We start from the raw sequence: 26,164 nt of genomic DNA, 5'->3' as shown, positions 1-26,164 counted from the left end.
TCGCGCATACGGAACCGGCCTCCCCGCGGGAAGCGGGGAGGCCGGGAAGAGGTACGGGGGAGGAAAGCGGAGAGGCTATTTCAAGGAGTGGGTAGAAGGAAGCCTCTCCATGGCCTCGCCCCGGAACGACCGTAACACTCAGGCGGGCAGCAGGTCGCGCAGATTTTCCGGGGTGAGCACACGCGAGCCAGGAGCCAGACCTTCCGGCCGCTCGAGACCGATGTACGTGACCGGTCCTTCCGGTACCGTCCGGCCGTCCCACAGCGTCGTCTCCGACCCCGACTCCTCCATCAGCGCCACGAGATGACGTACGGTCAGGTGGGTGCGTCCCAGCAGGGCGCGCATCACGACCGCGATCGTCACCCGGTGCCCCTCGACCTGGTTCGCCGACGGCGCTCCCCTCAGGTACAGGTGCAGCCAGTGCGCGTGCCAGCGGCCCTCGTCGTCCCGCCGGAAGGCGAGCGGCAGGGCCACCCAGCCGGGACCGCGCAGATCCGACTTCATCCGCACGGTGCGCGGCTCGAACGGCCGCCCGCCCTGCTCGGACTCGCGCAGCATGAAGCCGAAGAAGCCCTCCGCCACCTCGTCGAAGCGCTCTCCCGAGAAGACGTGCACCTGCGGCACGATGAACGTGCCCCGCACCGCGCCGAGCCGCAGATCGATGAACTCCGAAGCCCCGTCCGGTGCTTCGGTGATGTCACCCGAGTGCCGGCCCTCGACGTCGGTCAGGGCCGTGTACGACAGCCACGTCACGGTCGAGTAGTCGGCGTCCAGGACGAGCGCCGAGAGATCGAGGTCGGTCGTGTACCGCGCCTGCCTCCAGTACGTGAAGAAGCGCAGCAACTCCCCCTCGACCGGCGAGACCGAGCCGCGCGGCAGCACGCCCAGCCCCTCCGAGGCTGCCCGTCCGCTCAGCGGCAGGGCCACGTCCAGGACATCGGGGTCGATCAACAGGCGCTCGGGGGAGGGGAGTCGGCGGCGGGTCTCGGCATCGAGGACCGCGATGATCCGTCGGCGGGCGGCGTCCTCCAGCGGCGGACGCGTGTCGTCCGTGACCCAGGCCTTGGCCTCCCGGTTCACGAACACCCTGCGCGCCCCGCCGCTCCCGCCCGCGCGGTTCTGGACGTGTTCGCGGACCGACAGGACGACCCGGCCCGACACCTCCGGCGCCGCCCGCTCGACGGCCGCGAGGACCGCCTCCCGCTCCTCGCCCTCCCGCGCGGTGCGGACGAGCCGGTCCAGGGCCCGGAACAGCCGTCCCGGCGCGTGGGAGGCCATCAGCTCTGCCGCGCCCGCGACATCGCCCCGTACGAGCATCTCCTCCACACGGCTGTCGAACGACGGCGCCTCACGCTCCCTCCGGGCGACCGCGAACACCTCGGCGGCGTGCGGCCAGTGCGGGTACTCGTGGGGGTGCAGCCGCTCCCCGAGCCGCTTCCACGCCTCCCCGTGCGCGTTCACGTCCGACAGCTTGGCCGGCGACGCGGCCACGACCGCGTCGAGCCCCGCGAGCAGGGCGCGGCGGTACGGCCGGGACAGTGCGCGGAAACGGGTGGGCTCCCGCAGCGTGACATCGCCGTCCGCGAGGGCGCAGGCCAGCCGCAGGACGTCGGTCACGGTGTCGAACAGCGGCGCCGCGCCCACTCGGAGCCGGGCCGCGTTGACGACGGCGCGGTTCTCCCGGACCGGGATCTCCCCGGGCTGGGGGCCGTCGGCGCCGTGCTCGGCCAGCACGGCCAGATCACGCAGGTGCTCCTCGCCGAGCGGGGTCGTGCTCCCCGCCAGGGCGAGATAGAGCGCGGTGACCTCGGTGTCCGCGTCCGCGCCGAGGTGCAGCACGGTCAGGCGGTCACCGGCCGCCGCGATCAGCTCGTCGTGCACGGCGAGCATCTCCTCGTACGTGTGCTGGTAGCGGCCGTACGACGGGAGGGTCAGCAGGTCGAGGACGCCCGCGCGCAGCTGGTCGACCGTCCGCGCGCGGCTGTCGCCGTCGTCGAGCGCCTCGGTCAGGCACGCCGTCCAGAAGTCGAGCGTGTCCGGCACGTTGGCCGGGAAGTCGACGAAGTAGACGTTGTGCCGCACATGGTCGCCGACCAGTTCGCGGACCGTGGCGAGGGTGCGGACGGCGGTCTCGACGACCGTCGCCTCCGTGAGCCCCGAGAGGCGCTCGATCAGCTCGGCCGAGAGCTTGAACCCGGCGGTCATCAAGGCCGCGTCGAACCTGCGCGCGGCGGTGCTCCCGTCCCCGGCCGGGCCGGTGGGGGAGGGGAGACGGCGGGTGTGCCGGACGACCAGATGTTCGAGCGAGTCAGCCATGGACGCATGCTCGCAGCCGTCCGTCGCCCGTCGCACGCGGATTTCGGGGCAGGGGCGTGCGGCCGGCCCCGCGCCTCAGTCCCGGCCCTGTTCCCCACCCCGGCCCCGGCGGGAGGCGAGCAGCATCCGCTGGAGCTCCCGGGCCGCCCTGGGGGGCGCCACGTCGCTGCGGTGGGCCAGGGCGATGGTGCGGCGCAGGCCCGGCCGGGCGAGGGCGGTCACCCGCAGGTCGCGGCCCGCGCGCGCCGCCACCATCGCCGGGACGACCGCGAGCCCGAGCCCCGCCCGTACGAATCCGAGGACCGCGTCCAGCTCGCCGCCCTCGACGGTGAAGGTGGGCTCGAACCCCGCCGCCCGACAGGCCGCCACGGTCAGTTCCCGCAGGTCGTAGCCGTGCCGGAACATCACGAGCGGCTGGTCCCGCAGGTCCGTGATCCGGACGGGGCGCCTCGGTGCCGGTGCCGAGGCGGAGGAGACCACCACGAGGTCCTCCCGGAGCAGCTCGACCGTGGTCAGGGCCGGTGACGGGGTCGGCAGGGGCAGCACGACGAGCGCCAGGTCGAGGGCGCCGCGCGCCAGCTCCCGTACGAGATCGTGCGAGCCGCCCTCCTCGATCAGCAGCTCGATCCCCGGGTGCAGGTCGTGGAAGGCCCGCAGCACGTCCGGCAGCAGCCCCGTGCACAGGCTCGGCGTCGCCCCGAGGCGTACCCGGCCCCGCTTGAGCTGCGCCAGCTCCTGCACCTCGAGGCGGGCCGTCTCGGTGTCGGCGAGGATCCGGCGCGCGAGCGGCAGCAGGGCCTCGCCCGCGTCGGTGAGCGTGATGTTCCCCCGGGCGCGGCTGAACAGCTCCGCGCCCAACTCCTGTTCCAGGGCCTTGATCTGCTGGGAGAGCGAGGGCTGCGAGACGTGGACGCGCTCGGCGGCCCGGGTGAAGTGACGGGTCTCGGCCACGGCGACGAAGTAGAGGAGCTGCTGGAACTGCATGAGCCCAGCGTACGCCACATCAATAGGCGCCACCTATCGAGATCAGCCGGACCATGTCTTGGACCTCTCGGGTCCTTCGGCCCTAGCGTCGTGAACATGGCTCTGGCACCCACGAGGGACCGGACGGCGGGCCGACCGCCGTCCCCCACACCGTCACGCGGATTCCTGTCATCGACCCTCGGCAAGAAGACGGTCATGGCCGTCAGCGGGCTGCTCATGCTCGGCTACCTCGTCGCCCACGTCGCCGGCAACCTCAAGGTCTTCTTCGGCCCCGAGGAGTTCAACGCCTACGGCCACTGGCTGCGGGTCATGGGCGCTCCGGTCCTGCACCACGAGTGGGCCCTCTGGCTCGTCCGGATCGTGCTCCTCGCCGCGGTCGTCGCCCACGCCGTCTCCGCGTACCAGCTCAGCCGCCGCGATCTGAAGGCCCGCCCCACCGCGTACGTCCATCGCCGCAAGGGCGCCTCGTACGCCACCCGCACCATGCGCTGGGGCGGGATCATCCTCGCCCTCTTCATCGTCTGGCACGTCCTCGACCTGACCACCGGCACCGTCCACCCCGGCGGCTTCGAGGAGGGCAGGCCCTACCAGAACGTCGTCGACACCTTCTCCACCTGGTACGGCAACGTCATCTACATCGTCGCCATGCTCGCCGTCGGCCTCCACGTCCGCCACGGCTTCTGGAGCGCCGCCCAGACCCTCGGCATCGGCAGCGCCCGCCGTGAACGCCTCCTCAGGGGCGCGGCCAACGGCCTCGCGCTCGCCCTGACCGCGGGCTTCGTCTCCGTCCCCGTCGCCGTCATGACCGGAGTGGTGAGCTGAATGACCTTCCCCGACCACCGCGTGGGCGAGCCGATCGCCGACACCAAGGCCCCCGCAGGACCCGTCGCCGAACGCTGGGACACCCGCCGCTTCCAGGCGAAGCTGGTCAATCCCGCCAACCGCCGCAAGCACCGGATCATCGTCGTCGGCACCGGCCTCGCCGGCGGCTCCGCCGGCGCCACCCTCGCCGAACAGGGCTACCAGGTCGTCCAGTTCTGCTTCCAGGACTCCCCGCGCCGGGCTCACTCCATCGCCGCCCAGGGCGGCATCAACGCCGCCAAGAACTACCGCAACGACGGCGACTCCATCCACCGCCTCTTCTACGACACCGTGAAGGGCGGCGACTTCCGCGCCCGCGAGTCCAACGTCCACCGCCTCGCACAGATCTCCGTCGAGATCATCGACCAGTGCGTCGCCCAGGGCGTCCCCTTCGCCCGCGAGTACGGCGGACTCCTCGACACCCGCTCCTTCGGCGGCGTCCAGGTCTCCCGCACCTTCTACGCCCGCGGCCAGACCGGGCAGCAGCTCCTCCTCGGCGCCTACCAGGCCCTCTCCCGGCAGATCGCCGCCGGCAACGTCGAGATGCACGCCCGTACGGAGATGCTCGACCTCGTCGTCGTCGACGGCCGCGCCCGGGGCATCGTCGCCCGCGACCTGATCACGGGCGAGATCTCCACGCACTACGCGGACGCCGTGGTCCTCGCCACCGGCGGCTACGGCAACGTCTTCTACCTGTCGACGAACGCCATGAACTCCAACGCCACCGCCGTCTGGCGGGCCCACCGGCGCGGCGCGTACTTCGCCAACCCCTGCTTCACCCAGATCCACCCCACCTGCATCCCGCGCACCGGAGACCACCAGTCCAAGCTGACCCTGATGAGCGAGTCCCTCCGCAACGACGGACGCATCTGGGTCCCCAGGGCCAAGGGCGACACCCGCCCCGCCGCCGACATCCCCGAGGACGAGCGCGACTACTACCTGGAGCGGATCTACCCCTCCTTCGGCAACCTCGTCCCCCGCGACATCGCCTCCCGCGCCGCCAAGAACGTCTGCGACGAAGGCCGCGGCGTCGGCCCCGGCGGCGAGGGCGTCTACCTCGACTTCGCCGACGCGATCCGCCGCATGGGCCGGGCCGCCGTCGAGGAGAAGTACGGCAACCTCTTCGACATGTACGAGCGGATCACCGCAGAGAACCCGTACGAGGTCCCCATGCGGATCTACCCCGCCGTCCACTACACGATGGGCGGACTCTGGGTCGACTACGACCTCCAGACCACCGTCCCCGGCCTCTTCGCCATCGGCGAGGCCAACTTCTCCGACCACGGAGCCAACCGGCTCGGCGCCTCCGCCCTCATGCAGGGCCTCGCCGACGGCTACTTCGTCCTCCCCGCCACCGTCAACGACTACCTCGCCCGCCACCCCCACGCCGAACCCGTCGCCGACGACCACCCGGCCGTACGGGAGGTGCTCGCCGAGACCGAGGACCGGCTGAACCTGCTGCTCGCCGTCGACGGCGACCGCACCCCCGACTCCTTCCACCGCGAACTCGGCACCCTCATGTGGGAGTACTGCGGAATGGCCCGCACGGAGGAAGGACTCCGGAAGGCACTGCGGCGCATCCCCGAGATCCGCGAGGAGTTCTGGAACCGCGTCAAGGTCCCCGGCACCGGAGCGGAGTTCAACCAGTCCCTGGAGAAGGCCAACCGCGTCGTCGACTACCTGGAACTCGCCGAACTCATGTGCCTCGACGCGCTCCACCGCGCCGAGTCCTGCGGCGGCCACTTCCGCGAGGAACACCGCACCCCGGACGGCGAAGCCGCCCGCCGCGACGAGGAGTTCGCGTACGTGGCGGCCTGGGAGTTCGACGGCGGCGGCGCGCCCGTCCTCCACAAGGAGGACCTCACCTTCGAGTACGTCCACCCCACCCAGCGGAGCTACGCATGAGGCTCACCCTGCGCGTCTGGCGCCAGCGGAACGCCGGCACCCCCGGCGCCATGTCCACCTACGACGTGGACGGCATCTCCGCCGACATGTCCTTCCTGGAGATGCTCGACACCCTCAACGAGGACCTCATCCTGCGGGGCGAGGACCCCGTGGCCTTCGACCACGACTGCCGTGAGGGCATCTGCGGCGCGTGCAGCCTCGTCATCAACGGCGACGCGCACGGACCCGAGCGGACCACCACCTGCCAGCTCCACATGCGGGCGTTCCGCGACGGCGACACCATCGACATCGAGCCCTGGCGCGCGGCGGCCTTCCCCGTCGTCAAGGACCTCGTCGTCGACCGCTCCGCCTTCGACCGGGTCATCCAGGCAGGCGGCTACATCACCGCGCCCACGGGCGCGGCCCCCGAGGCCCACGCGACCCCCGTCCCGAAGGCGGACGCCGACTCGGCCTTCGAGCACGCGGAGTGCATCGGCTGCGGCGCGTGCGTCGCGGCCTGCCCGAACGGCTCGGCGATGCTCTTCACCTCGGCCAAGGTCAACCACCTGAACGTCCTGCCCCAGGGTTCGCCCGAGCGCGAGACCCGGGTCCTCGACATGGTGGCCCAGATGGACGCGGAGGGCTTCGGCGGCTGCACCCTGACGGGGGAGTGCGCGACCGCGTGCCCCAAGGGGATCCCGCTGCCGTCGATCTCGGCCATGAACAAGGAGTGGCTGCGGGCGCGGAGGAAGGTGAAGGGGTAGGGCCGGGGTCAGGGTGGGCGGGGGCCCGGGTCAGCCGCCGAGCGCCCTGGCCAGGTACGGAGCCGTCCGGCTCTCCGCCGAGGCCGCCACCTCGGCCGGCGGGCCTGCCGCCACCACCCGGCCGCCCTCGTCGCCGCCGCCCGGCCCGAGGTCGACCACCCAGTCGGCGGTGGCGACGACGTCCATGTCGTGCTCGACGACGATCACCGAGTGGCCGGCGTCCACGAGGCCGTGGAGCTGGCGCATGAGGACCTCGACGTCCGCCGGGTGCAGCCCGGTCGTCGGCTCGTCGAGCACGTACAGGGTCGGGGAGCGGTGCGGCCGCTGGAGCTCGGACGCCAGCTTGATGCGCTGCGCCTCGCCGCCGGACAGCTCGGTGGCGGGCTGCCCGAGCCGCAGATACCCGAGGCCCACGTCGAGCAGGGTGCGCAGGCTCCGGGCGGCGGCCGGGGTGTCGTCGAAGAACGCGGCGGCGGACTCGACGGTCAGGTCGAGGACCTCCGCGATGGTGAGGCCCCGCAGCCGCACCTCAAGGGTCTCCGGGTTGTAGCGGGCGCCGTGGCAGTCGGGGCACGGCGCGTACGTGCTCGGCAGGAAGAGCAGCTCCACCGAGACGAAACCCTCGCCCTGGCAGGTCTCGCAGCGCCCACCCGGGACGTTGAAGGAGAAGCGGCCGGCCTTGTAGCCGCGCGCCCGCGCCTCCTCCGTCTCCGTGAACAGCTTGCGTACGACGTCGAAGAGACCCGTGTACGTGGCCAGGTTGGAGCGCGGTGTACGACCGATGGGCCGCTGATCCACCGTCACCAGACGCCCGACCCCCGCGAGTTCCTCGGTCAGCGCACCGACGAGCGTCGACTTCCCCGAGCCGGAGACGCCGGTGACGGCCGTCAGGACGGCGAGCGGGAAGGCCGCGTCGACCGCGCGCAGGTTGTGCCGGGTGAGCGGGCCCGTCCGCAGCCAGCCGGCCGGCTCCCGTACCCTCCGCGCGGGCGCGGGCGCCCGGTCGAAGAGGAAGCGCCGGGTCGCGGACGCCTCGACGTCCGCGAGGCCCTCCGGCGGACCGCTGTGCAGCACCCGTCCGCCGTGGACTCCGGCACGCGGGCCGACGTCCACGAGCCAGTCGGCGTGCCGGACGACATCGAGGTGGTGCTCGACGACGAAGACCGAGTTCCCGGCCGCCTTCAGCCGGTCGAGGACCACGAGCAGGGCCTCGGTGTCGGCCGGGTGCAGGCCGGCGGACGGCTCGTCGAGGACGTACACCACGCCGAAGAGCCCCGAGCGGAGCTGCGTGGCGAGCCGCAGCCGCTGGAGCTCCCCGTTGGAGAGGGTGGGGGTGGCGCGGTCCAGACTGAGGTAGCCCAGGCCGAGTTCGGTCACCGTCGCGATCCGGGCCACGAGGTCCCCGGTGAGCACCCGCGCGGTCTCCGAGCCACCGGCCGGTGACGCGGCCCCGGCGGAGAGCAGCCCCGACAGGACGGTGAGGGGCAGCGAGGCGAGGTCGGCGATCGTCCGGCCGGCGAAGGTCACCGCCAGCGCCTCGGGCCGCAGCCGGCCGCCGCCGCACACCGGGCAGGGGGCGCTGGTGAGGAAGCGTTCCGCCTTGGTGCGAAGCGTCGGGCTCTTCGAGTCGGAGAAGGTCCGCATCACGTACCGGCGGGCGCTCATGTACGTTCCCTGGTAGGGCCGTTGGATGCGATCGGCCTCCCGGACCGGATGGACGGTGACGACCGGCTGTTCGTCCGTGAACAGGATCCACTCCCGGTCCTTCGCGTCGAGCTCGCGCCACGGCCGGTCGACGTCGTACCCGAGGGTGTCGAGGACGTCCCGCAGGTTCTTCCCCTGCCAGGCACCCGGCCAAGCGGCGATGGCACCTTGACGGATCGACAGTTCACGGTCGGGGACGAGCAGTTCCTCGCTCGTCTCGTGGATCCGCCCGAGTCCGTGGCACGCGGGACAGGCCCCCGCCGCCGTGTTGGGCGAGAAGGCGTCGGAGTCGAGCCGCCCGGCGCCCTCCGGGTAGGTCCCGGCGCGCGAGAACAGCATCCGCAAGGAGTTGGAGAGGGTGGTCACCGTACCGACGGAGGAGCGGGCGTTCGGCGAGGACCTGCGCTGTTCGAGGGAGACCGCAGGCGGCAGCCCGCTGATCTCGCCGACCGCCGGTGCCCCCACCTGGTGGATCAGCCGGCGCGCGTACGGCGCCACCGACTCGAAGTAGCGCCGCTGCGCCTCCGCGTAGATCGTCCCGAAGGCCAGGGACGACTTGCCGGAACCGGAGACCCCGGTGAAGACGACGAGCGCGTCACGCGGGATGTCGACGTCCACCCCGGCGAGATTGTGCTCACGGGCACCGCGGACACGGACGTACGGATCATGGGGGCTGTCGGGCATGCGGCGATGTTACCCGTTGGTCCCCTTCTGTTCCGGTCGCGGCCGAGGGGCCTTCTCGTGCGGACAGTGGCGTCGCCGCCCGTCCCTCACGTCAGTCGCGCCAGGCGCCGGCGGCCGCGGCCTCCTTCACGAACAGGGCGAAGGAGCGGGGCGGCCGGCCGAGCGCGGTCCGCACGCCGTCGGACAGATGGCTGTCCATGCCCCGCCGGATCGGACCGACCGAGTCGGCGTAGTCCTCGGCGTCCGCCTCGGGCCAGCCCTCGGCGACGAGCTCGGCCACGAAGTCCTCGGGCGAAAGGGGCACGTAGCGCACCGGGCGGCCGGTGGCGTCGGAGATGAGGTCCACCACCTCGCCGAAGGTCAGCGCGCTCGGCCCGGACAGCTCGTAGGTCCTGCCCACGTGCTCGTCCCCGGTGAGCGCGGCGACCGCGACCGCGGCGATGTCCTCGGCGTCCACGAAGCTCGCGGCGCCGTCGCCCGCAGGCAGGCGCAGCTCCCCGCCGATCACCGCGTCACGGAAGAAGCCCTCGCTGAAGTTCTGCGCGAACCACGCCGGCCGCACGACGGTCCACTCCAGACCGCTGTTCCGTACGGCGTCCTCGCCGTCGATGTGGGTCCTGCCCGCGACGCTGTCCTCCTTGGCGTAACCGGGAACGTCGGTACCGCGGCCCGACAGGAGCACGATGCGCTCGACCCCCAGCTCCTTCGCGCGCCGCACGAACGGCCGCGTCAGCCGCTCGCCGTCCTGCGGCACGACGAAGACCTTCTTCACACCGTCCAGAGCGGCGTCCCACGTGCTTCGGTCCATCCAGTCGAAACGGGGGTCGCCGGAACGCGAGCCCACGCGCACGGCGACACCCTTCGCGCCGAGTTGGGCAACGGCGCGTCCGCCGACCTTGCCCGTACCACCAGTGATCAGAATCGGTTGTTCGGTCATGGGGCAACCCAACCCCGCGGCGGGGGACGGGGCCATGGCCGAGACGCCCGGGCCGATGTTCGGGCGTCTACATTTGAGGGGTGGACACGCTGGCGGAACTGCTGGATGGAGTACGGGCACGCGGGGCGGTGTTCACCCGGACGGTCATCAGCCCGCACTGGTCCCTGCGCTTCGCCAGCGGTGCCCCCTGACGCTGGTCGCCGCGCTGAACGGCCGGGTCCGGATCACCCCCGCCGACGGCGAGCCGACGGAACTCGGCTCCGGTGACATCGCCGTCCTGCGCGGCCCCGCCCCGTACACCGTCGCCGAGGAGGGCGCCGCGCCGCCCGCCCGCGTCATCACCAGCGCGGACTACTGCGCCCGCACCGCGCGCGCGGCCGTGGCCGGCGAACCGGCCCTCGACCCGCGGACGTGCGGAGTCGACGAGACGGGTTCGGCCCTGCTGGTCAGCGGCGCCTACGAGAGCCGCACCGGCATCGGCGACCGCCTCCTGGACGCGCTGCCGGACGTCCTCGTCGTACCGGAGGCCGACAGCGACCGTACGCTCCTCACCCTGGTCGCCGAGGAGGTGCGCCGCGACAAGCCGGGCCAGCAGGCCGTCCTGGACCGGCTGCTCGACCTGATCCTTGTCTCCACGCTGCGCGCCTGGTTCGACCGTCCCAGGAACCACGCACCCGCCTGGTACCGGCCCACGGACGACTCCGCCGTCGCGAGGGCCCTCCGGCTGATGCACGACGACCCGGCGCACCCGTGGACGGTGGCGTCCCTGGCGGCCGGGGTGGGAGTCTCCAGGTCGGTTCTGGCCCGTGACTTCGCCCGCCACGTCGGCGAGCCGCCCATGACCCACCTGGCCACGTGGCGCGTCGCCCTGGCGGCCGACCTGCTCCGTGACACCGACGACACGGTCGGCGCCATCGCCCACAAGGTGGGCTACTCCACCACCTTCGCCCTCAGCGTCGCCTTCAAGCGCCACCGCGGCATCACCCCCACGCAGCACCGGGCGGCGACCCTGCGCGGCCGCGGACCGAGCGCCTGACGGAACGTCACGCGAGAGCCGCGGCACCGACCGGAGGCCGCCACGGCCCTGAGACGTGCCCGGGCGGCCCACCGTGCCGCCCACGCCGTTCGGCTCCTAGGCTGGGGACGTGACCGCCGACAACAGGCCTCTGGCCGTCTTCGATCTGGACAACACGCTCGCCGCGACCGCTCACCGTCAGCACTTCCTGGAGCGGCGGCCCAAGGACTGGGACGCCTTCTTCGCGGCGGCGCCCGACGATCCGCCGCTCGACGAGGGGATCGCGCTGTGCCGGGAGGCGGCGGTGGAGTGCGACATCGTCTATCTCACCGGGCGGCCGGAGCGCTGCCGCCGGGACACCCTCGACTGGCTGGCCGCGCACCGGCTCCCGGAAGGGCCGGTGCACATGCGCCGCAACCGCGACTTCAGGCCCGCCCGGGTGACCAAGGTGGAGATCCTGCGCCGGCTCGGCGCCGACCGCACGGTCAGGATGCTCGTCGACGACGACCTGCTGGTCTGCGACGCGGCGGAGACGGCCGGGTTCCGTGTCGTACGCGCCCTGTGGGCGACCCCGTCGCAGACGCTGAGGGACGCCCAGGAGAAGGAGGGCAGGACCTGATCCCGCCCGGGCCGCCGCTCAGGCCGTCTCGTCCTCCAGGCGGAACCCGACCTTCAGTCCGACCTGGTAGTGCTCGATCGAGCCGTCGACGAGGTGACCGCGGACCTGCGTCACCTCGAACCAGTCGAGGCCCCTCAGCGTCTGTGAGGCACGGTCGATGCCGTTGCGGATGGCCTCGTCGACGCCCTCGGTGGACGTGCCGACGATCTCGGTGACGCGGTAGGTGTGGTTCGACATGGGGGCAGGGCTCCTCTCGGTGCGTTTTCTCCACGGTGCCCCAGGGCCGGTCGCCGCGCGACACGACAGCGCCCTGTCGGGCGTGCGAGGTGGGGATGAGGTGGGGGCGGGATCGTCAAGGACTTGACCATCCCGTTGGTCCAGACCAGAATCCAGGCCACATACCCGCGCGAACAGCCCGTTCGGTCCCCCCATGCCGGGTCAGCCCCCATGCGCACGACCCCGTGCTGCACCCGCAGAAGGTGACCTCCGTGAAGAACCGCCATCTCGTCTGTCCCCTGGCAGCCGCCACCGCGCTCGCCCTCGCCGGCTGCGGGATGCTGCCGGGCGGCGACGGCGGGACGAAGACCGTCAACATCTGGCTCATGCGGGACAGTGTCAGCGAGGACTTCCTCACCCGCTTCACCGAGGCGTACGAGCAGGAACACGACGGCGTCGAACTCCAGGTCACCGTCCAGGAGTGGACCGGCATCGGCAAGAAGGTCACCGAGGCGATCCAGGGGTCCGGCGGACCCGACGTCATCGAGGTCGGCAACACCCAGGTCGCCCAGTACGCCGACACCGAGAAGCTCTACGACCTCACCCTCGAGTCGGTCCGCGACCTCGGCAGCGAGGACTGGCTGCCCGGCCTGGCCGAGCCCGGCAGCATCGGCGGATCCCAGTACGGCATCCCCTGGTACGCGGCGAACCGCATCGTCATCTACAACAAGGACCTGTTCGCGGACGCCGGGATCGACAAGCCGCCGGCCACCCGCGCCGAGTGGCTCACCGACACCGAGAAGCTCAACACCAGCGGCTCCCAGGGCATCTACCTCGCCGGGCAGGACTGGTACACCCTCGCCGGCTTCATCTGGGACGAGGGCGGCGAACTCGCCACCGGCAAGGGCGGCGTGTGGACCGGCGCGCTCGACAGCGCGGCCGCCCAGCGCGGCATGGCCTTCTACAAGAGCCTCCAGTCCCTCGGCTCGGGCCCGAAGGACGCCGACGAGCAGAACCCGCCGCAGGCCGACGTCTTCGCCAAGGGGGACGTGGCCCAGCTCATCGCCGCGCCCAGCGCCGTCGCCGCCATCCTCAAGGCCAACCCCGGACTGAAGGACAAGCTGGGCTACTTCCCGATACCCGGCGCCAAGGCGGACCAGCCGTGCGCCGTGTTCACCGGCGGCTCCGACCTCATCATCCCGGAGAACGCGCCCCAGCGCGGGGCCGCCCTCGACGTCGTCAAGGCGCTGGCCGGCGAGAAGTGGCAGACCGAGCTGGCCAGGACCATGGGCTACGTGCCCAACAAGAAGGCGCTCGCCTCCGTCGTCGCCGGCGAGGAGGCCATCGCCGTCATGGCGAAGGGCGCCGCGCGAGGCCGGGCCACCCCCAACTCCCCGCAGTGGGCGGACGTCGAGGCCGACAACCCCATCAAGCCCTACATGACGGCCGTCCTCCAGGGCGAGGACCCGCTGAAGGCCGCCAGGGAGGCCTCGGCCGCGATCACGGACACCCTCGCCGAATAGCATTCAGCGCCTCCACACCCGCGATCCCCCGGACGGTCATGTCGAATCCAGCCGGTGACGGAAGAAGTAGGGAGCCGGGCCACCGCTCACACGGCCCGGCACCTGCCCCGTTCCCGCTTCCGTACGCCGGAGGAGCCCGACATGTCCGCACCGACCCCCACGCTCGGCGTCCCCATCCAGCCCCAGCCGATCGCCGTCCCCATCCAGCCGCAGGCCGCCGACCAGCGGTCAGTCCCCCTCGTCGAAGCGCCCACGCCTCGTTACATCGTCGGGCTCGCCCGCGACCAGGAGGACGTCCGCGCCGCCCAGCGGCTGCGCCACCAGGTGTTCGCCGGTGAACTCGGCGCCCGGCTCGACGGCCCCGAGCCCGGCCTCGACATCGACGCCTTCGACGCGTACTGCGACCACCTCCTCGTCCGGGAGGAGAGCACCGGCGAGGTCGTCGGCACCTACCGCCTCCTGCCGCCCGACCGGGCCGCCGTCGCGGGACGGCTCTACTCCGAGAGCGAGTTCGACCTCACCCGGCTCGCCCCCGTCCGGCACGACCTGGTGGAGGTCGGCCGCTCCTGCGTCCACCCCGCCCACCGCAACGGCGCCGTCATCGCCCTCATCTGGGCCGGCCTCGCACGCTACATGACCCGCACCGGCCACAACTGGCTCGCCGGCTGCTGCTCCCTCCCGCTCGCCGACGGCGGCACCCTCGCCGCCGCAACCTGGGACACCGTCAAGGCCAAGCACCTCGCCCCCGAGGAGTACTGGGTCACCCCGCACAAGCTCTGGAACTCCGAGGGCATCACCCGCCCCGAGGGCCGCGCCGAGCTGCCCCCGCTGCTGCGCGGCTACCTCCGGCTCGGTGCCTGGGTCTGCGGCGCCCCCGCGCACGACCCCGCGTTCGGCGTCGCCGACCTCTACGTCCTGCTCTCGCTGCGCCGGACCAACCCGCGCTACCTCAAGCACTTCCTCTCGCTCACCCCGGCACGGTGAACGGGACCACGGCCCCCTCGCCGTGGCTCCCCACGGCGCCCTGCACCCCGGGCCGCTGCGCCGCCCACCCGGAGTCCGCCCACCCGGAGTCCGCCCACCCGGAGTCCGACGGAGCCCCGGGCCAGGCCGGAGTCGTACGGGCCCTGGTCCGGCTGACGGCCGGCCTCGGCACGGTCCTCCTCGGCCTGCTGGTCGCCCCGGCCACCGGGCTCCTTCCGACCGCCGTCCGGCTCGCCCTCGTCCGGCACTGGACGCGGGCGGCGGTCCGCGCCTTCGGGGTACGCGCCCGGTACGAGGGAGTACCGGCCGACGGCCCGCTCCTCGTCGTCGCCAACCACGTGTCCTGGCTGGACATCCCGCTGATCGCGGCCGTCCTGCCCGGCCGGATGGTCGCCAAGTCGGAGGTGCGCCGCTGGCCCGTGCTCGGCACGCTCGCCGCGCTCGGCGGCACCCTCTTCATCGCACGGGACGGCCTCAGGTCCCTGCCCGGCACCGTACGCGAGATGAGCGGGGTGCTCGCGGGCGGTGGCCGGGTGATCGTCTTCCCGGAGGGATCCACCTGGTGCGGCCGGGAAGGCGGGCGCTTCCGGCCGGCCGCGTTCCAGGCCGCCCTGGACGCCGGTCGCGCCGTGCAGCCCGTACGGATCGACTACGGGCCCACCGACGCCGCCGCCTACGTCGGAGCCGACCCGCTCGGCTCCTCCCTGTGGCGGGTCGTCCCCCCCCGCCGGCTCACCGCCGTCGTCCGGGTGCCGGAGCCCCTCACGGGCCTCCGGCACCAGGACCGCCGTACCCTCGCGGCAGCCGCCCAGCGAGCCGTCGAGCAGTCGGGAGCCGACCGTCGGGCCGTCGAGCATTCAGCCGGCGACCGTCGGGCCGTCCGTCAGCCGGCCGTCGACCGGTCAGGCGCCGACCGGCGGGTCGTCGCTCAGCGGGCCGTCGCCAGCGACAGCGCGAACCTGCCCTCGCTGTCCGTCCACCAGCGCTCCAGCTCCAGCCCCGCCTCCGCGAGATCGGCCCGTACGCCCGCCTGACGGAACTTCGCGGACACCTCCGTCCGCATCTCCTCGCCCGCCGCGAACGGCACCACGAGGTCCAGCTCCGGGATCTTCACGGTGACCGCGCGGCGGGCCCGCAGCCGCATCTCGATCCACTCCCGCTCGCGGTCCCACACCGCCACGTGGTCGAACGCGTCCGGATCGAAGTCCGCGCCCAGCTCCCGGTCGATCACGGACAGCACGTTCTTGTTGAAGGCGGCCGTCACCCCTGCCGTGTCGTCGTACGCGGCCACCAGCGTCGCCTCGTCCTTCACCAAATCCGTGCCGAGCAGCAGGGCGTCGCCCGGCGTGAGCATCGCCCGGACCGAGCGCAGGAAGGTCAGCCGCTCGACGGGCAGCAGATTGCCGATGGTGCCGCCGAGGAAGGCCACCAGACGCGGCCCCGGCGTCCCCGGCAGCGCGAGCCCCCGGGTGAAGTCGGCGACCAGCGCGTGCACGCGCAGCCCGGGCCGCTCGGCGAGCAGCGACTCGGCCGCCCCCGTCAGCGCCGACTCGCTCACGTCCACGGGAACGTAGGCGTCGAGCGCCGGCAGCAGCGCGTCGATCAGGAACCGGGTCTTCTCGGAGGAGCCGGAGCCCAGCTCCACCAGGGTCCTGGCCCCGGTGACGGCGGCGATCTCCGGTGCCCGCTCCTTCAGGATCTCCCGCTCGGCCCGCGTGGGGTAGTACTCGGGCAGCCGGGTGATCTCCTCGAAGAGTTCGCTGCCCCGGGCGTCGTAGAACCACTTCGGCGGCAGCTCCTTGGGGGAGCGGGTCAGGCCGTGGAGGACATCGGCGCGCAGGTCGGCGCCGGCGGCGTCGGGGGCGAGGGTACGGGTCAGTTGGTACGGGCTCACGCGGACGGCTCCTTGAGCGGGGTGAGGGTGACGTCGGCGCGGGTGGCGGTCAGGAGCGTGTGCTCCGGGACCTCCCGCCAGCGCGGATCGTCGTCGTACGGTTCGGAGGCCACGACCACCCGGTCGGGACCCTTCAGGTACCAGAGGCCGTTCTCCCAGGTGGTCGCGGCGATCCGGACACCGTCGGTGAGCAGCAGGTTCAGCCGGGATCCGGAGGCCGCGGCGGCGGCCTCCCGTACCGTGTCGGCCAGGGCCTGCCCCGGCTCGTCACCGGCCCGCAGCCGGTGCAGGACGAGCGCCCAGAGCAGCGCCGAGTCGGTGCGCGCCTCCATCCGAAGCAGATCACCGGGCGGCAGCGCACCGGCGAGCTCCGCCAGGGAGTCGGGCCAGCCCGCGACGGCGCCGTTGTGGCTGAACAGCCACGGTCCGCCGGCGAACGGAGCCGCCGCGGCCTCTCCGTCCGCGCCCGGCAGGGTGGCCCCGCGGACCGCCGCGAGCAGCGCGCGCGAGCGCACCACCCGGGCGAGGTCGGCGAAGGACAGGTCGCCCCAGATGGGGCCCGTGCGCCGGTAGCGGGCGGGCACGGGATCGCCCTCCGCGTACCAGCCCACCCCGAAGCCGTCGGCGTTCACCACGCCGCTGCTCTGTGTACGGGGTTCCCAGGCCTGGCGCAGCAGGGCGTGCTCCGGGCCGACGACCAGTTCCCCGAGCGTCACCGGTTCGCCCACGTAGGCGATGTGACGGCACATCAGTCGAGCTCCGCGCTGCGTGCGGTACGGAAGCCGGAGAAGATCTGACGCCGTACCGGCAGGTCCCAGTTGCGGAAGGTACCCCGGCAGGCGACCGGGTCCACGGCGAACGAACCGCCGCGCAGCACCTTGTGCTCCGGCCCGAAGAACACCTCCGAGTACTCCTTGTACGGAAAGGCCGTGAACCCCGGGTACGGCAGGAAATCGCTCGCCGTCCACTCCCACACGTCACCGATCAGCTGCCGTACGCCGAGCGGCGAGGCGCCCGCCGGGTAGCTGCCGGCCGGCGCCGGCCGCAGATGCCGCTGCCCGAGGTTGGCGTGCTCGGGGCCCGGGTCGGCGTCGCCCCAGGGGTAGCGGCGCGACCGCCCGGAGACCGGGTCGTGACGGGCGGCCTTCTCCCACTCGGCCTCGGTCGGCAGCCGCCGCCCCGCCCAGCGCGCGTAGGCGTCCGCCTCGTACCAGCTCACGTGCAGGACTGGCTCCTCCACGGCGGGCGACTGCGCCACCGGCTCCGTCACCCCGAACCTGCGGCGCAGCCACTCGCCGCCCTCACGGCGCCAGAACAGCGGCGCCGTGATGCCGTGCTCGCTGATCTGCGCCCAGCCCTCGGGCCGCCACCAGCGCCGGTCCGTGTACCCGCCGTCGGCCATGAAGGCCAGATAGGCGCCGTTGGTGACCGGTGTCGTGTCGATGTGGAAGGCGGGCACGATCCGGGGGTGCGCCGGGCGCTCGTTGTCGAGTGCCCATGGTTCGCCGGACGTCCCCATCGTGAACGGGCCGCCAGGAACGAGGACTTCGGCGGGGAGCGGGCCGGTGCCCGTGGCGGGCGGCGGGGGAGCGGTCAGCGCGACCGGACCCTTCCGCAGCTGATGGGTGATCAGCATCGTCTCGTCGTGCTGCTGTTCGTGCTGGGCGATCATGCCGAACGCGAAGGCCGCGTCGAGCAGCGGCCGCCCCTCGAACGGCGTGCGCTCCAGGATGTCCAGGACGCGGAGCCGGACGTCCGCCGCGTAGGCCCGCGCCTCGCCCGGAGCGAGCAGCGGCAGCGAGGGGCGGGTGGCGCGCGGATGCTCGAAGGCGTCGTAGAGCGAGTCGATCTCGGGCCGCAGGGCCTCCTGCCCCGCCACGGCCCGCCACAGCCACTGCTCCTCCTGGTTGCCGATGTGCGCCAGGTCCCACACCAGCGGAGACATCAACGGGGAATGCTGCGCCGTCAGTTCGCCGTCCTCCACGCAGGAGGTCAGCAGTGCCGTCCGGGCCCTGGCGACGGTCAGGGCCTCAAGGGCCCTCCGCCGCAGGACCTCGGGATCGAGCTCGGTTCCTGTCGTCGCCGTCATGACGTCACCGCCTCGAAGTCGTCGGCCGGGCAGCTCCCGGGGATCACGTACCGCTCGTGGAAGGCGGCGACCGCCCGTCGCAGCTCCTCGCTCGCCCCGATCCGGGGGAGCGCCTCCAGGGCGGCGGAGAACACGGCGCGGGCGGCGGCGTGCAGCTCCGGGTCGGCGAGCCCCTCGCGGGCCGCCGCGAGCCAGAGCGGATTGCGCGGCGCGGGGCCGCTCCCCGCCCGCTCCGCGAGCGGCTTGACCGCCCGGTACACGGTCTCGGCCGCCTCCGGGTCGTCGAACACCGCCGTCGTCACGGCCACCGGCACCTTCCAGCCGTCCCGGCCCGGCTGCGCGTCGACCATCCGCAGCTCCAGATGGCCGCGCGGACGGACCGGCGGGAAGAGGGTCGTCATGTGATAGCGCAGGTCGTCGGCGTCGGCGGGCCGGGGCAGGCCGGTGCGCAGCCAGTCGCGGAAGGTCAGCCCCTCCGGCACGGCCCACGGCCCCTCCTCGGCCCGTACGCACATCACCGGCGTGTCCAGGACGTGCGCCGCCCACTCCGCGCGCGGCTCGCCGTCCGGCGGCGGCGCGAGCGCCCGCCGGGGATCGAGGTCGGTCCACAAGGCCTGCCGGGTGGAGCGCCAGCCGGTGCGCCGGCCTCCGTGCAACGGGGAGTTGGCGAAAGCGGCCACGAGCACCGCGCCGACGAGGTGGGCGAGCCGCCATCTTCGTTGGTAGCCGAGCGGACCCGGCTCCTCCACGCCCGCGTCGAGACAGATCTGCACCGACGCCGAGTCGCACATCATCGCCCGTCCGGCGGGCCCGGTGCGGTCGAGAGCGGCCTCCATGGCGTCGTACCGCGGCTCGTGGAGCACCCGGCCGCGCGGCGCGTGCCAGGGGTCCACCCCGTATCCGCTGAGGGTCAGACCGAGCGGTCCGAGCGCCGACCGCACCGCCCGCAGATCGGCGGAGAGCGTGTCGAGACACTCCATGAGCGACCCGGCCGGGAGCGAGCTGAGCTCCAGCTGCCCGCCGGGTTCGAAGGTCAGGGACGACACCAGCGGCAGGGACCGCACGGTGTCGAGGGCCGCCGCGAGCCTCGGCGGCCGTACGGGGAGCCGGGGGTCACGCAGCTCGTGCACGAGCCATTCCAGCTCCACCCCCACGGTGCGGGGCGGGCCGGTCTTGAAGCAGATACATCGCAGCAGGTCCTCCGCCTCCCGCTCGGTGAGAGGGGGCCCGCCACTCGGTATGCCGCTCGACGACATCCGTACACCTCCAGATCATCGGGACTGTTCCCGGGGAGTCGCTGTCTCCACCTAAAGCCACCACCGGGCGGCGTGCAAGAGCGCCCAGGACCGGTGGAATGCGCCCCCGTGCGCCCCTGGGTCTCCGAAATCGCCCCTCCGCCCGTGTCTCCCGGGCCGGCCGCCGCGGAGTCCCCGGCGGCCGGCCGTCCCGGGAAACCCGTTGTGGCGAACGGGACGAAACGATCATGCTGAGACACATGAGTGCACGACTGCGCGCCATCGCGCGGCAGACAGAGGAGATCGTGGCGGCGGGCCGGTACCAGGCCCCCGACGGCCGGACCGTCTCCCTCACCGACGACCTGACCGAGGCGCTGGCCGGAACCCGCCTGTACGGCCCCGACGCCGTCTCGGTCACCCCCGACACCGACCGCACACCCGCCATCGACGTCACCGGCGAGAGCAGCCTGGCCGCCGCCCGCCGGATGACCGCCGCCGACACCACCCGTCCGGTGGCCGTCCTGAACTTCGCCTCCGCCCGCAACCCCGGCGGCGGCTACCTCAACGGCGCCCAAGCCCAGGAGGAGGCGCTCTGCCGCTCCTCCGCCCTCCACGCCACACTGCTGCGCGCCCCCGCCTACTACGCCCACCACAGGGAGGAACGGGACGCCTTCTACACCGACCGGGTCATCCACTCGCCCCGCGTGCCGGTCTTCCGCGACGACCGCGGAACCCTCCTCGACGCCCCCTTCACCGTCGGCTTCCTCACCTCGCCCGCGCCCAACGCGGGCGTCGTCCGCCGCCGCACCCCCGAACTCGCCGGCCGCGTTCCCGCCGTCCTCGCGAGCCGCGCCGAGCGCGTCCTCGAGACGGCGGCGGCGACGGGATACCGGCGGCTCGTGCTCGGCGCCTGGGGCTGCGGGGTCTTCCAGAACGACCCGGCACAGGTCGCGGGCGCGTTCAAGGCGCTGCTCACCGGGGACGGGCGCTTCGCCGGCCACTTCGAGGAGGTCGTCTTCGCGATCCTGGACCGCGGATCGGGCACGCCCACGCTCGCCGCCTTCGCCCGCGTCCTGGGCCGCCCGCTCTGACATGCGGCCGACCTGCCCCCGTGCCAGGCTGAGGGGACACGGACCGAGTCCGACACCCGTCATGGGAGGCAGGATCGTGGGCAAGAAACAGACCCGGGCGAACCGGGGAGCCCGTACCGGCGGCCATGAGCACCGTACCGAGGCGGCCGCGAAGGAGCAGACCGCGGCGGCGCCGAGGAGAGAGCCCTCGATGCCCCTCGTCGAGCACACGTCCCACCGCAAGGAACGCAAGTTCGGCCACAACTGAGCCGGCGACGCAGGCCACCACCGAGGCCACGCGCACGACCGGGCCCGGCGCCGCGACGGCACCGGGCCCGGTCGCTACGGACGGTGAGGACGGGCGACCACTCCCCGTCGCTCACTGCTTCCCGTCGCTCTACTCCCCGTCGCTCACCGTGATCTCCACGCTCGTCTCCGACGCGCGAGGAGCAGGCGGCACCGCACCGAGCCGCTCCTGAGCGGCCGGGTTCATCGTGGAGAGCAGCTGCCGGGCCAGACCGAGCCCGGTCCCGCCCATGGTCAGCGCCTTGGCGAACACGTCCGCCATGCCGTCGGCGCCGTTGAGCAGCACCATCTGATCCACGTTCCCGAACGCGGACGCTCCCGCGGACACGATCTCCGGCCACTTCTCGGCCAGCTGCTGCGCGACCACCGCCTCCTGGTTCTCGGCGAGCGCCGCCGCGCGCGCCTTGATCGCCTCGGCCTCCGCCAGACCCTTCGCCCGTGTCGCCTCGGCGACCGCCAGACCCTTGGCGTGCTGGGCCGCCGCCTCGGCCTCACCCGTGAGCCGGGTCGCCGTGGCCATGGCCGCGCTCGCCAGCTCCGTCTCCTTCGCGTCGGCCTCGGCCGCCGAGATCCGGGCGTCACGCTCGGCCTCGGCGAGCGTCCGGGTCTCGTACGCCATCGCGTCGGCGGGCTTGCGGACCTCCGCCTGCAGCTGCTGCTCCTTGCGGTGTCCCTCCAGCTCGGCCACCCGGGTCTCCTGGACCACGACCTCCTGGCGCGAGGCAGCGTCGGCCAGCGGCCCCGCCTGCCGGGCCTTGGCCGTGGCCTCGTCCCGTTCGGCCTGGTAGCCCGCCTGGAGGATCTCGCTGTCGCGTGTCGCCTCCGACATGCGCGCCGCGGCCTGCTGCTCGGCCTCGGTCGCCCGCCGGTTCGCCTCGGCCTGCGCGATCCGCGCGTCCCGCTGGACGGCGGCCGCGTGCGGGGCGGCCAGGTTCTTGATGTAGCCGGTCGGGTCCTCGATCTCGTGGATCTGCAGCGAGTCGACGATCAGACCGAGCTTCTCCATCTCCGTGCCACAGGCCGAACGGGCCTGGCCGGTCAACTTCTCCCGGTCACGGATCATGTCCTCCACGGTCAACCCGCCGACGATGGCGCGGAGATGACCGGCGAAGACGATGTGCACGCGCTCGCTCATCAGCTTCTGCTGGTCGAGGAAGCGGCGTGCGGCGTTGGCGATCGACACGAAGTCGTCACCGACCTTGAAGATCACCACACCGCGGACCTTGAGCGGAATGCCCTGGTGGGTGACGCACTCGACGGACAGCTGGGTCTCGTTGAGGTCGAGCGAGAGCTTGCGCACCGCCTGCACGCCGGGCAGGACGAGAGTGCCGCGGCCGGTGACGATGCGGAACCCCATCCCCGCGCCGAGGCCCTCGTTCTTGTGGTTGGAACCGGAGATGATCAGCGCCTCGTTGGGTTCGGCGACGCGCCACATCATTTTGAACACACCGATGAGAACGGCGAAGGCGCCGACGACGACGCCCGCCACAATGCCGATGCCCATGAACTGGGTCCCCCTTCACCGGAGCCGACACGGACCCGGTGAAGGGAGTGTGCGCCTGTGACGGGCGCCACTCAACGCTTGCGTCAACCGCCGTACGCGGCTGTGACATAGACGGTACGCGGAGGGAGATGTTCCATGACCATCACGACCGTTCCGACGTCGATCCGCTCCTTCGGGGAGGCCGGATGGGCGAGGAAGTGCTCGGCCCCGCCCCGGATCCGGACGATCACCTCGCCGACGAGACCGGGCCCGACGGTGCCGGTCACCCGGCCGAGCAGTCCCACCATCGGGGAGTCCATCGACGCGTCGTCCATGGCTGAACGGTACGTCAGATCCAGCCGTGCAGAGCGGACATGAACCCGTCGAAGTCGTCCCGGTGGATGGTGTGGCCCGACTTCTCCACCGTACGCACGGTGAATCCGCGGCCATTGAGCATCCGGGCGTCGCCGGGGGAGACCAGCATGCTCGGGTCGGCGAGGGTGACCAGGGAGGGAACGGCCGCGCGGGCCGGCCACAGGTCGGCCCCCACGAAGTCGAGGAGTCCGTACGCCGACCGCTCGTCCCAGAGTCGTACCGACGCCATCTCGGTGGCGAGGTCCTCGTCCGCCCAGTGCGGGTTGAATTCTTTGATCTGTTCCCGGGGCATCGACTTGCCCCGGACGAACAGCTCGGGCCGGTAGCCGTCGGCGCCCGCCGCCAGATGCCAGGCGGGGTCGGAGTAGACCGCGCGCGCAGGCTTCAGCCGGTCGATCGCGCGGGCCAGGACGAGCCCGCCGAGCGAGTGCCCGACGGCCAACTCCGCACCGGGCGGGAGGGTTTCGACGAGGTCGTCGGCGTAGTCCTCCGGCCGGTACTCCGCAGGCCCCGAAGCCCGCCCGCTCAGGCCGTGTCCCCGCAGGTCCACCGCGATCACCCGGTAGCCGCGCGCCGCGAGCGCGGGTCCGACCCGCCGCCAGGTGCGGTGGTCGGCCATGATGCCGTGGACGAGCAGGGCGATCCGGTCGCCGGAACCCCACGTGGCGGTGTGCAGGCGCACGGTGCGGCCTTTCTGACGGTGCTTCACGGGCGCGTACGCGGGTCAGCGCACGCTGCGGATGGGGCGCACGGCGAGCGCGCCGAGTACCGACAGTACGGCCGCGACGAGGAACAGCGCCGTGTACCCGCCACTCAGCGAGACGACGAGCGAGGCCACGAAGGGGGCCACGATCTGCGGGCCCGCGTTGGCGACGTTGAGGACACCCATGTCACGTGCCGCGTCCTCGGCCTTGGGCAGGACCATGGTCACCAGGGCCGTGTCGACGGCCATGTAGCAGCCGAAGCCGAGTCCGTTGACGACGGCGAAGGCCAGCATCGCCGTCCAGCTCGTCGAGACGGCCGGGATCAGCAGGGCGACGGCGGCGAGCGCGGCCGAGGCGCCCACGAAGAGCTTGCGCCGGTCGTACCGGTCCGAGAGCCAGCCCCCGAGCACCGTGGAGACCACCATGGCGACCGCGGTGAGCGGCGCGAGGATCGCGACGGCCCCCTCGGCGGTCAGGCCCCCGGGCAGAGCGGTGTGGTCCTTGAGGATGTACAGCTGGAATCCGGCGACGGCGAAGTAGCCGAGGACGAGGAGGGCGCGGCCGATGAACGCCCAGCGGAAGTCATGGTCCTTGAGCGCGCTGCCGAAGGCGGTGATCTGTTCCTTCACCGGCAGCGGGGCCTTGGCCGGCATGCGCTCCTCGCGGGCGAGGACGGTGAACACCACGGCGGTGGCGGCGACGATCGCGCCGAAGACGAGGTAGCCGGTGCGGTAGTGCTCGGAGAAGGCCGCGCCGACGAGGGCGCCGATCGTCGAGCCGACGGGGAGACCGAGGCCGACGGCGGCCGAGGCCTTGCCGCGGGCGGCCACCGGGACCCGGTCGGGCACCACGGAGGTCAGGGCGGCCTGGTAGACGTTCATGACGGCCTGGCCCAGACACCAGGCGATGGTGACCAGCAGGATCGTGTGGACGCTGCCGAGGAGCAGCATCACCGGAAGGGCGAGGAGTCCGCCGGCGAGGATCCACGGGTTGCGGCGGCCCGAGCGGTCGGAGAGGGCGCCCGCGACCGGGTTGAAGACGGTGGCGAAGATCGCGGATATGCCGGAGACCAGACCGAAGTTCGCCACCTTCCCGGCCGGGTCGATCTCCTCGATCTGGAGCGCGAGGAGCATGCCCGGGACGCCGACGTAGAGGGCGTACATCGCGGTGTTCCCGGCGAGGAGCAGCGGGAGCAGACCACGGGTGGGCCGGGCGGAGGTGCCGGACGTTCCGGACGAGCCAGATGTTCCGGACTGGCCGGCCGAGCCGGAAGCGGCAGATGTTCCGGACGAGCCGGTCCCTGGGGACGAAAGGGCCACGGTGCCCTCCTGAGGAGATCGCCCGACGAGGGGGCGAGAAGCGGATCGAGCGAGAGGGTGACACGTGTCAGTGACGCGTGTCAGCATTGTGTAGCACCGGATTCCGGCCATCCGCCAGACCCTGTGCCGGATCGTTCTGGAAAGATGCCGAAGCGATGAGCCAGTCAACCGAACAGCCCTCCGAACGCCCCGCCGGGCGCGCGGTCCCGACCAGCGCCGATGTCGCCCGTCTCGCGGGCGTCTCCCGGGCCACCGTCTCGTACGTCCTGAACAACACCTCGGCCGTCCGCATCAGCGAACCCACCCGCCGACGGGTGCGCGAGGCGGCCGAGGAGCTGGGGTACGTGCCGCACGCCGCCGCCCGCAGCCTGCGCGCCGGCCACAGCCGGATGGTGCTGCTGCCGACCCCCCACGTCCAGGTCGGACCGCTGTACAGCCAGTTCTTCAACGAGTTCCAGTGGGCCCTGCGGCGCCTCGACTACACCGTGGTGCAGTACGGCAGCGTCGGCCTGGAGGCCGAGGAGGCCGCCCGCGCCTGGGCCGAACTCCGGCCGGTGGCCGTGGTCGCGCTCGGCGAGAGCCGCCTCACCGGACAGGGGGTCGAGATCCTCAAGCGGTCCGGGGCGCGAGCCGTCATCACCCTCGGCACCGAGCGGGTCGAGGGCGCCCACGCCCTCGTCATGGACCAGGGACGCGTGGGCGAGGCGGCCACCGCCCATCTGGTGGAGACCGGCCGCCGCCGGATCGGCGTCGTCGTGCCCGAGGAGCCGGGACTCGCCATGTTCTCCGGCCCCCGACTCGAAGGAGCCCGGCGCGCCGTCGCGGGCACCGGCGCCACCGTCGTACCCCTGCCCCTGCGGTACGAGGAGGAGTCGGCGAACGCGCTCGCCGCGCGCTGGCGCGCGCTGGGCCTCGACGGCGTCTTCGCCTACAACGACGAGTACGCGATGCTCCTGATGCGGGCGCTCCAGGACGCGGACGTCGCGGTGCCCGCGGAGACCGCCGTCGTCGGCGCCGACGACCTGCTCCTCGGCCGGCTGCTGCGGCCGCGGCTCAGCACCGTGCGGATCGACATGGTGATCGGCCGCGAGCTCGCCGAGCTGGTCGACCGGGCCGTACGGGAGCCGGAGGCCCCGCCCCGTACCAGCGACCTGATGGCCTCGCGGGTCGTCCGGCGGGAGTCCAGCTGACCGATTAG

23 protein-coding genes and 1 pseudogene are annotated in these 26,164 nt (G+C 72.7%); 11 read left to right on the top strand and 13 right to left on the bottom strand.

The window, feature by feature from the left end; translation table 11 throughout:
- Positions 1-138: 138 nt before the first annotated feature.
- Positions 139-2,316 (bottom strand): TerD family protein, encoded by a 2,178-nt coding sequence (locus IO20_RS0120295; RefSeq protein WP_030552571.1) that lies wholly within the window; start codon positions 2,314-2,316, stop codon positions 139-141.
- 75 nt (positions 2,317-2,391) lie between these two features.
- On the bottom strand, positions 2,392-3,300 hold the full coding sequence (locus IO20_RS0120290) for a LysR family transcriptional regulator (protein ID WP_030552570.1): 909 nt from the start codon (positions 3,298-3,300) through the stop codon (positions 2,392-2,394).
- Between the two features lie 96 nt (positions 3,301-3,396).
- On the opposite strand from IO20_RS0120290, the gene IO20_RS0120285 reads away from it, so the two are divergent.
- The 3 genes from IO20_RS0120285 to IO20_RS0120275 are packed head-to-tail and all read left to right on the top strand — an operon-like array spanning position 3,397 to position 6,809.
- Positions 3,397-4,122 carry a succinate dehydrogenase gene (locus IO20_RS0120285; RefSeq protein WP_078623615.1) on the top strand — a complete coding sequence of 242 codons (726 nt, stop codon included), beginning with the start codon at positions 3,397-3,399 and terminating at the stop codon, positions 4,120-4,122.
- Positions 4,123-6,066, top strand: a complete 1,944-nt coding sequence (locus IO20_RS0120280) for a fumarate reductase/succinate dehydrogenase flavoprotein subunit (RefSeq protein WP_030552569.1) — start codon at positions 4,123-4,125, stop codon at positions 6,064-6,066.
- The gene (locus IO20_RS0120275; RefSeq protein WP_030552566.1) at positions 6,063-6,809 is read left to right on the top strand and encodes a succinate dehydrogenase/fumarate reductase iron-sulfur subunit; all 747 of its coding nucleotides are present in this window, start codon (positions 6,063-6,065) and stop codon (positions 6,807-6,809) included. The genes IO20_RS0120280 and IO20_RS0120275 overlap by 4 nt, the downstream gene beginning before the upstream one ends.
- A 30-nt stretch (positions 6,810-6,839) precedes the next feature.
- Here the strand turns inward: IO20_RS0120275 and IO20_RS0120270 are convergent, their stop codons facing one another.
- Positions 6,840-9,197 (bottom strand): ATP-binding cassette domain-containing protein, encoded by a 2,358-nt coding sequence (locus IO20_RS0120270; protein ID WP_030552564.1) that lies wholly within the window; start codon positions 9,195-9,197, stop codon positions 6,840-6,842.
- 91 nt (positions 9,198-9,288) lie between these two features.
- Positions 9,289-10,134 (bottom strand): NmrA family NAD(P)-binding protein, encoded by an 846-nt coding sequence (locus tag IO20_RS0120265; RefSeq protein ID WP_030552562.1) that lies wholly within the window; start codon positions 10,132-10,134, stop codon positions 9,289-9,291.
- A gap of 80 nt (positions 10,135-10,214) precedes the next feature.
- On the opposite strand from IO20_RS0120265, the pseudogene IO20_RS42385 reads away from it, so the two are divergent.
- Positions 10,215-11,170 (top strand): annotated as a pseudogene (locus IO20_RS42385) (AraC family transcriptional regulator).
- A 109-nt stretch (positions 11,171-11,279) separates the two neighbouring features.
- Complete coding sequence (locus IO20_RS0120255) at positions 11,280-11,768, top strand: phosphatase domain-containing protein (protein WP_030552560.1); 489 nt, start codon at positions 11,280-11,282, stop codon at positions 11,766-11,768.
- A gap of 18 nt (positions 11,769-11,786) precedes the next feature.
- Here the strand turns inward: IO20_RS0120255 and IO20_RS0120250 are convergent, their stop codons facing one another.
- On the bottom strand, positions 11,787-12,005 hold the full coding sequence (locus tag IO20_RS0120250; protein WP_030552558.1) for a dodecin: 219 nt from the start codon (positions 12,003-12,005) through the stop codon (positions 11,787-11,789).
- A 251-nt stretch (positions 12,006-12,256) separates the two neighbouring features.
- Between IO20_RS0120250 and IO20_RS0120245 the strand changes: the two genes are divergently transcribed.
- The 3 genes from IO20_RS0120245 to IO20_RS0120235 all read left to right on the top strand — a co-directional run bounded on the left by IO20_RS0120245 (position 12,257) and on the right by IO20_RS0120235 (position 15,525).
- Positions 12,257-13,507 carry an extracellular solute-binding protein gene (locus tag IO20_RS0120245; protein ID WP_030552556.1) on the top strand — a complete coding sequence of 417 codons (1,251 nt, stop codon included), beginning with the start codon at positions 12,257-12,259 and terminating at the stop codon, positions 13,505-13,507.
- A 141-nt stretch (positions 13,508-13,648) separates the two neighbouring features.
- Entirely contained in the window at positions 13,649-14,491 is an 843-nt protein-coding gene (locus IO20_RS0120240; RefSeq protein WP_078946085.1) for a GNAT family N-acetyltransferase, read from the top strand.
- Positions 14,488-15,525, top strand: coding sequence for a lysophospholipid acyltransferase family protein (locus tag IO20_RS0120235; RefSeq protein WP_037635908.1), 1,038 nt, complete (start codon positions 14,488-14,490; stop codon positions 15,523-15,525). Before IO20_RS0120240 ends, IO20_RS0120235 begins: the two co-directional genes overlap by 4 nt.
- Here the strand turns inward: IO20_RS0120235 and egtD are convergent.
- The 4 genes from egtD to egtA are packed head-to-tail and all read right to left on the bottom strand — an operon-like array spanning position 15,420 to position 19,730.
- Positions 15,420-16,385, bottom strand: a complete 966-nt coding sequence (egtD, locus tag IO20_RS0120230) for an L-histidine N(alpha)-methyltransferase (protein WP_030552551.1) — start codon at positions 16,383-16,385, stop codon at positions 15,420-15,422. The two genes, IO20_RS0120235 and egtD, sit on opposite strands and share 106 nt — an antisense overlap.
- Positions 16,382-17,134, bottom strand: coding sequence for an ergothioneine biosynthesis protein EgtC (gene egtC / locus IO20_RS0120225; RefSeq protein WP_030552549.1), 753 nt, complete (start codon positions 17,132-17,134; stop codon positions 16,382-16,384). The genes egtD and egtC overlap by 4 nt, the downstream gene beginning before the upstream one ends.
- Entirely contained in the window at positions 17,134-18,474 is a 1,341-nt protein-coding gene (gene egtB, locus IO20_RS0120220) for an ergothioneine biosynthesis protein EgtB (protein WP_030552547.1), read from the bottom strand. Before egtB ends, egtC begins: the two co-directional genes overlap by 1 nt.
- On the bottom strand, positions 18,471-19,730 hold the full coding sequence (egtA, locus tag IO20_RS0120215) for an ergothioneine biosynthesis glutamate--cysteine ligase EgtA (RefSeq protein ID WP_030552545.1): 1,260 nt from the start codon (positions 19,728-19,730) through the stop codon (positions 18,471-18,473). Before egtA ends, egtB begins: the two co-directional genes overlap by 4 nt.
- Positions 19,731-19,969: 239 nt before the next feature.
- On the opposite strand from egtA, the gene IO20_RS0120210 reads away from it, so the two are divergent.
- Together IO20_RS0120210 and IO20_RS0120205 are read left to right on the top strand one after the other, a co-directional pair.
- Positions 19,970-20,800, top strand: a complete 831-nt coding sequence (locus IO20_RS0120210; protein ID WP_030552543.1) for a TIGR02452 family protein — start codon at positions 19,970-19,972, stop codon at positions 20,798-20,800.
- 76 nt (positions 20,801-20,876) lie between these two features.
- Positions 20,877-21,047, top strand: coding sequence for a hypothetical protein (locus IO20_RS0120205; RefSeq protein ID WP_245684987.1), 171 nt, complete (start codon positions 20,877-20,879; stop codon positions 21,045-21,047).
- Positions 21,048-21,176: 129 nt separating this feature from the next.
- Here IO20_RS0120205 and IO20_RS0120200 read toward each other — a convergent pair whose 3' ends face one another.
- The 4 genes from IO20_RS0120200 to IO20_RS0120185 all read right to left on the bottom strand — a co-directional run bounded on the left by IO20_RS0120200 (position 21,177) and on the right by IO20_RS0120185 (position 24,966).
- A complete protein-coding gene (locus IO20_RS0120200) occupies positions 21,177-22,589 on the bottom strand; it encodes a flotillin family protein (protein ID WP_030552539.1) in 1,413 nt (470 codons plus the stop codon).
- 83 nt (positions 22,590-22,672) lie between these two features.
- On the bottom strand, positions 22,673-22,903 hold the full coding sequence (locus tag IO20_RS0120195; RefSeq protein ID WP_030552537.1) for a hypothetical protein: 231 nt from the start codon (positions 22,901-22,903) through the stop codon (positions 22,673-22,675).
- 14 nt (positions 22,904-22,917) lie between these two features.
- Positions 22,918-23,625, bottom strand: a complete 708-nt coding sequence (locus tag IO20_RS0120190) for an alpha/beta fold hydrolase (protein ID WP_030552535.1) — start codon at positions 23,623-23,625, stop codon at positions 22,918-22,920.
- Positions 23,626-23,667: 42 nt separating this feature from the next.
- Positions 23,668-24,966: an MFS transporter gene (locus IO20_RS0120185; RefSeq protein ID WP_030552533.1), complete on the bottom strand. Its 1,299-nt coding sequence runs from the start codon at positions 24,964-24,966 to the stop codon at positions 23,668-23,670.
- A 155-nt stretch (positions 24,967-25,121) separates the two neighbouring features.
- Here IO20_RS0120185 and IO20_RS0120180 point away from each other — a divergent pair, with 155 nt between their 5' ends.
- The gene (locus tag IO20_RS0120180) at positions 25,122-26,156 is read left to right on the top strand and encodes a LacI family DNA-binding transcriptional regulator (protein WP_030552531.1); all 1,035 of its coding nucleotides are present in this window, start codon (positions 25,122-25,124) and stop codon (positions 26,154-26,156) included.
- Positions 26,157-26,164 lie beyond the last annotated feature (8 nt).

The organism is Streptomyces exfoliatus, assembly GCF_000725545.1.
In the GTDB taxonomy this organism is placed as follows: domain Bacteria; phylum Actinomycetota; class Actinomycetes; order Streptomycetales; family Streptomycetaceae; genus Streptomyces; species Streptomyces exfoliatus.
This window is presented reverse-complemented; position numbering and strand designations above follow the sequence as displayed.

Excerpts from the sequence above, each read along its gene's own strand:
- IO20_RS0120295 (WP_030552571.1), bottom strand. The coding sequence starts at position 2,316 with ATGGCTGACTCGCTCGAACATCTGGTCGTCCGGCACACCCGCCGTCTC.
- IO20_RS0120290 (WP_030552570.1), bottom strand. The coding sequence starts at position 3,300 with ATGCAGTTCCAGCAGCTCCTCTACTTCGTCGCCGTGGCCGAGACCCGT.
- IO20_RS0120285 (WP_078623615.1), top strand. The coding sequence starts at position 3,397 with ATGGCTCTGGCACCCACGAGGGACCGGACGGCGGGCCGACCGCCGTCC.
- IO20_RS0120280 (WP_030552569.1), top strand. The coding sequence starts at position 4,123 with ATGACCTTCCCCGACCACCGCGTGGGCGAGCCGATCGCCGACACCAAG.
- IO20_RS0120275 (WP_030552566.1), top strand. The coding sequence starts at position 6,063 with ATGAGGCTCACCCTGCGCGTCTGGCGCCAGCGGAACGCCGGCACCCCC.
- IO20_RS0120270 (WP_030552564.1), bottom strand. The coding sequence starts at position 9,197 with ATGCCCGACAGCCCCCATGATCCGTACGTCCGTGTCCGCGGTGCCCGT.
- IO20_RS0120265 (WP_030552562.1), bottom strand. The coding sequence starts at position 10,134 with ATGACCGAACAACCGATTCTGATCACTGGTGGTACGGGCAAGGTCGGC.
- IO20_RS0120250 (WP_030552558.1), bottom strand. The coding sequence starts at position 12,005 with ATGTCGAACCACACCTACCGCGTCACCGAGATCGTCGGCACGTCCACC.
- IO20_RS0120240 (WP_078946085.1), top strand. The coding sequence starts at position 13,649 with ATGTCCGCACCGACCCCCACGCTCGGCGTCCCCATCCAGCCCCAGCCG.
- egtC (WP_030552549.1), bottom strand. The coding sequence starts at position 17,134 with ATGTGCCGTCACATCGCCTACGTGGGCGAACCGGTGACGCTCGGGGAA.
- egtB (WP_030552547.1), bottom strand. The coding sequence starts at position 18,474 with ATGACGGCGACGACAGGAACCGAGCTCGATCCCGAGGTCCTGCGGCGG.
- egtA (WP_030552545.1), bottom strand. The coding sequence starts at position 19,730 with ATGTCGTCGAGCGGCATACCGAGTGGCGGGCCCCCTCTCACCGAGCGG.
- IO20_RS0120210 (WP_030552543.1), top strand. The coding sequence starts at position 19,970 with ATGAGTGCACGACTGCGCGCCATCGCGCGGCAGACAGAGGAGATCGTG.
- IO20_RS0120200 (WP_030552539.1), bottom strand. The coding sequence starts at position 22,589 with ATGGGCATCGGCATTGTGGCGGGCGTCGTCGTCGGCGCCTTCGCCGTT.
- IO20_RS0120195 (WP_030552537.1), bottom strand. The coding sequence starts at position 22,903 with ATGGACGACGCGTCGATGGACTCCCCGATGGTGGGACTGCTCGGCCGG.
- IO20_RS0120180 (WP_030552531.1), top strand. The coding sequence starts at position 25,122 with ATGAGCCAGTCAACCGAACAGCCCTCCGAACGCCCCGCCGGGCGCGCG.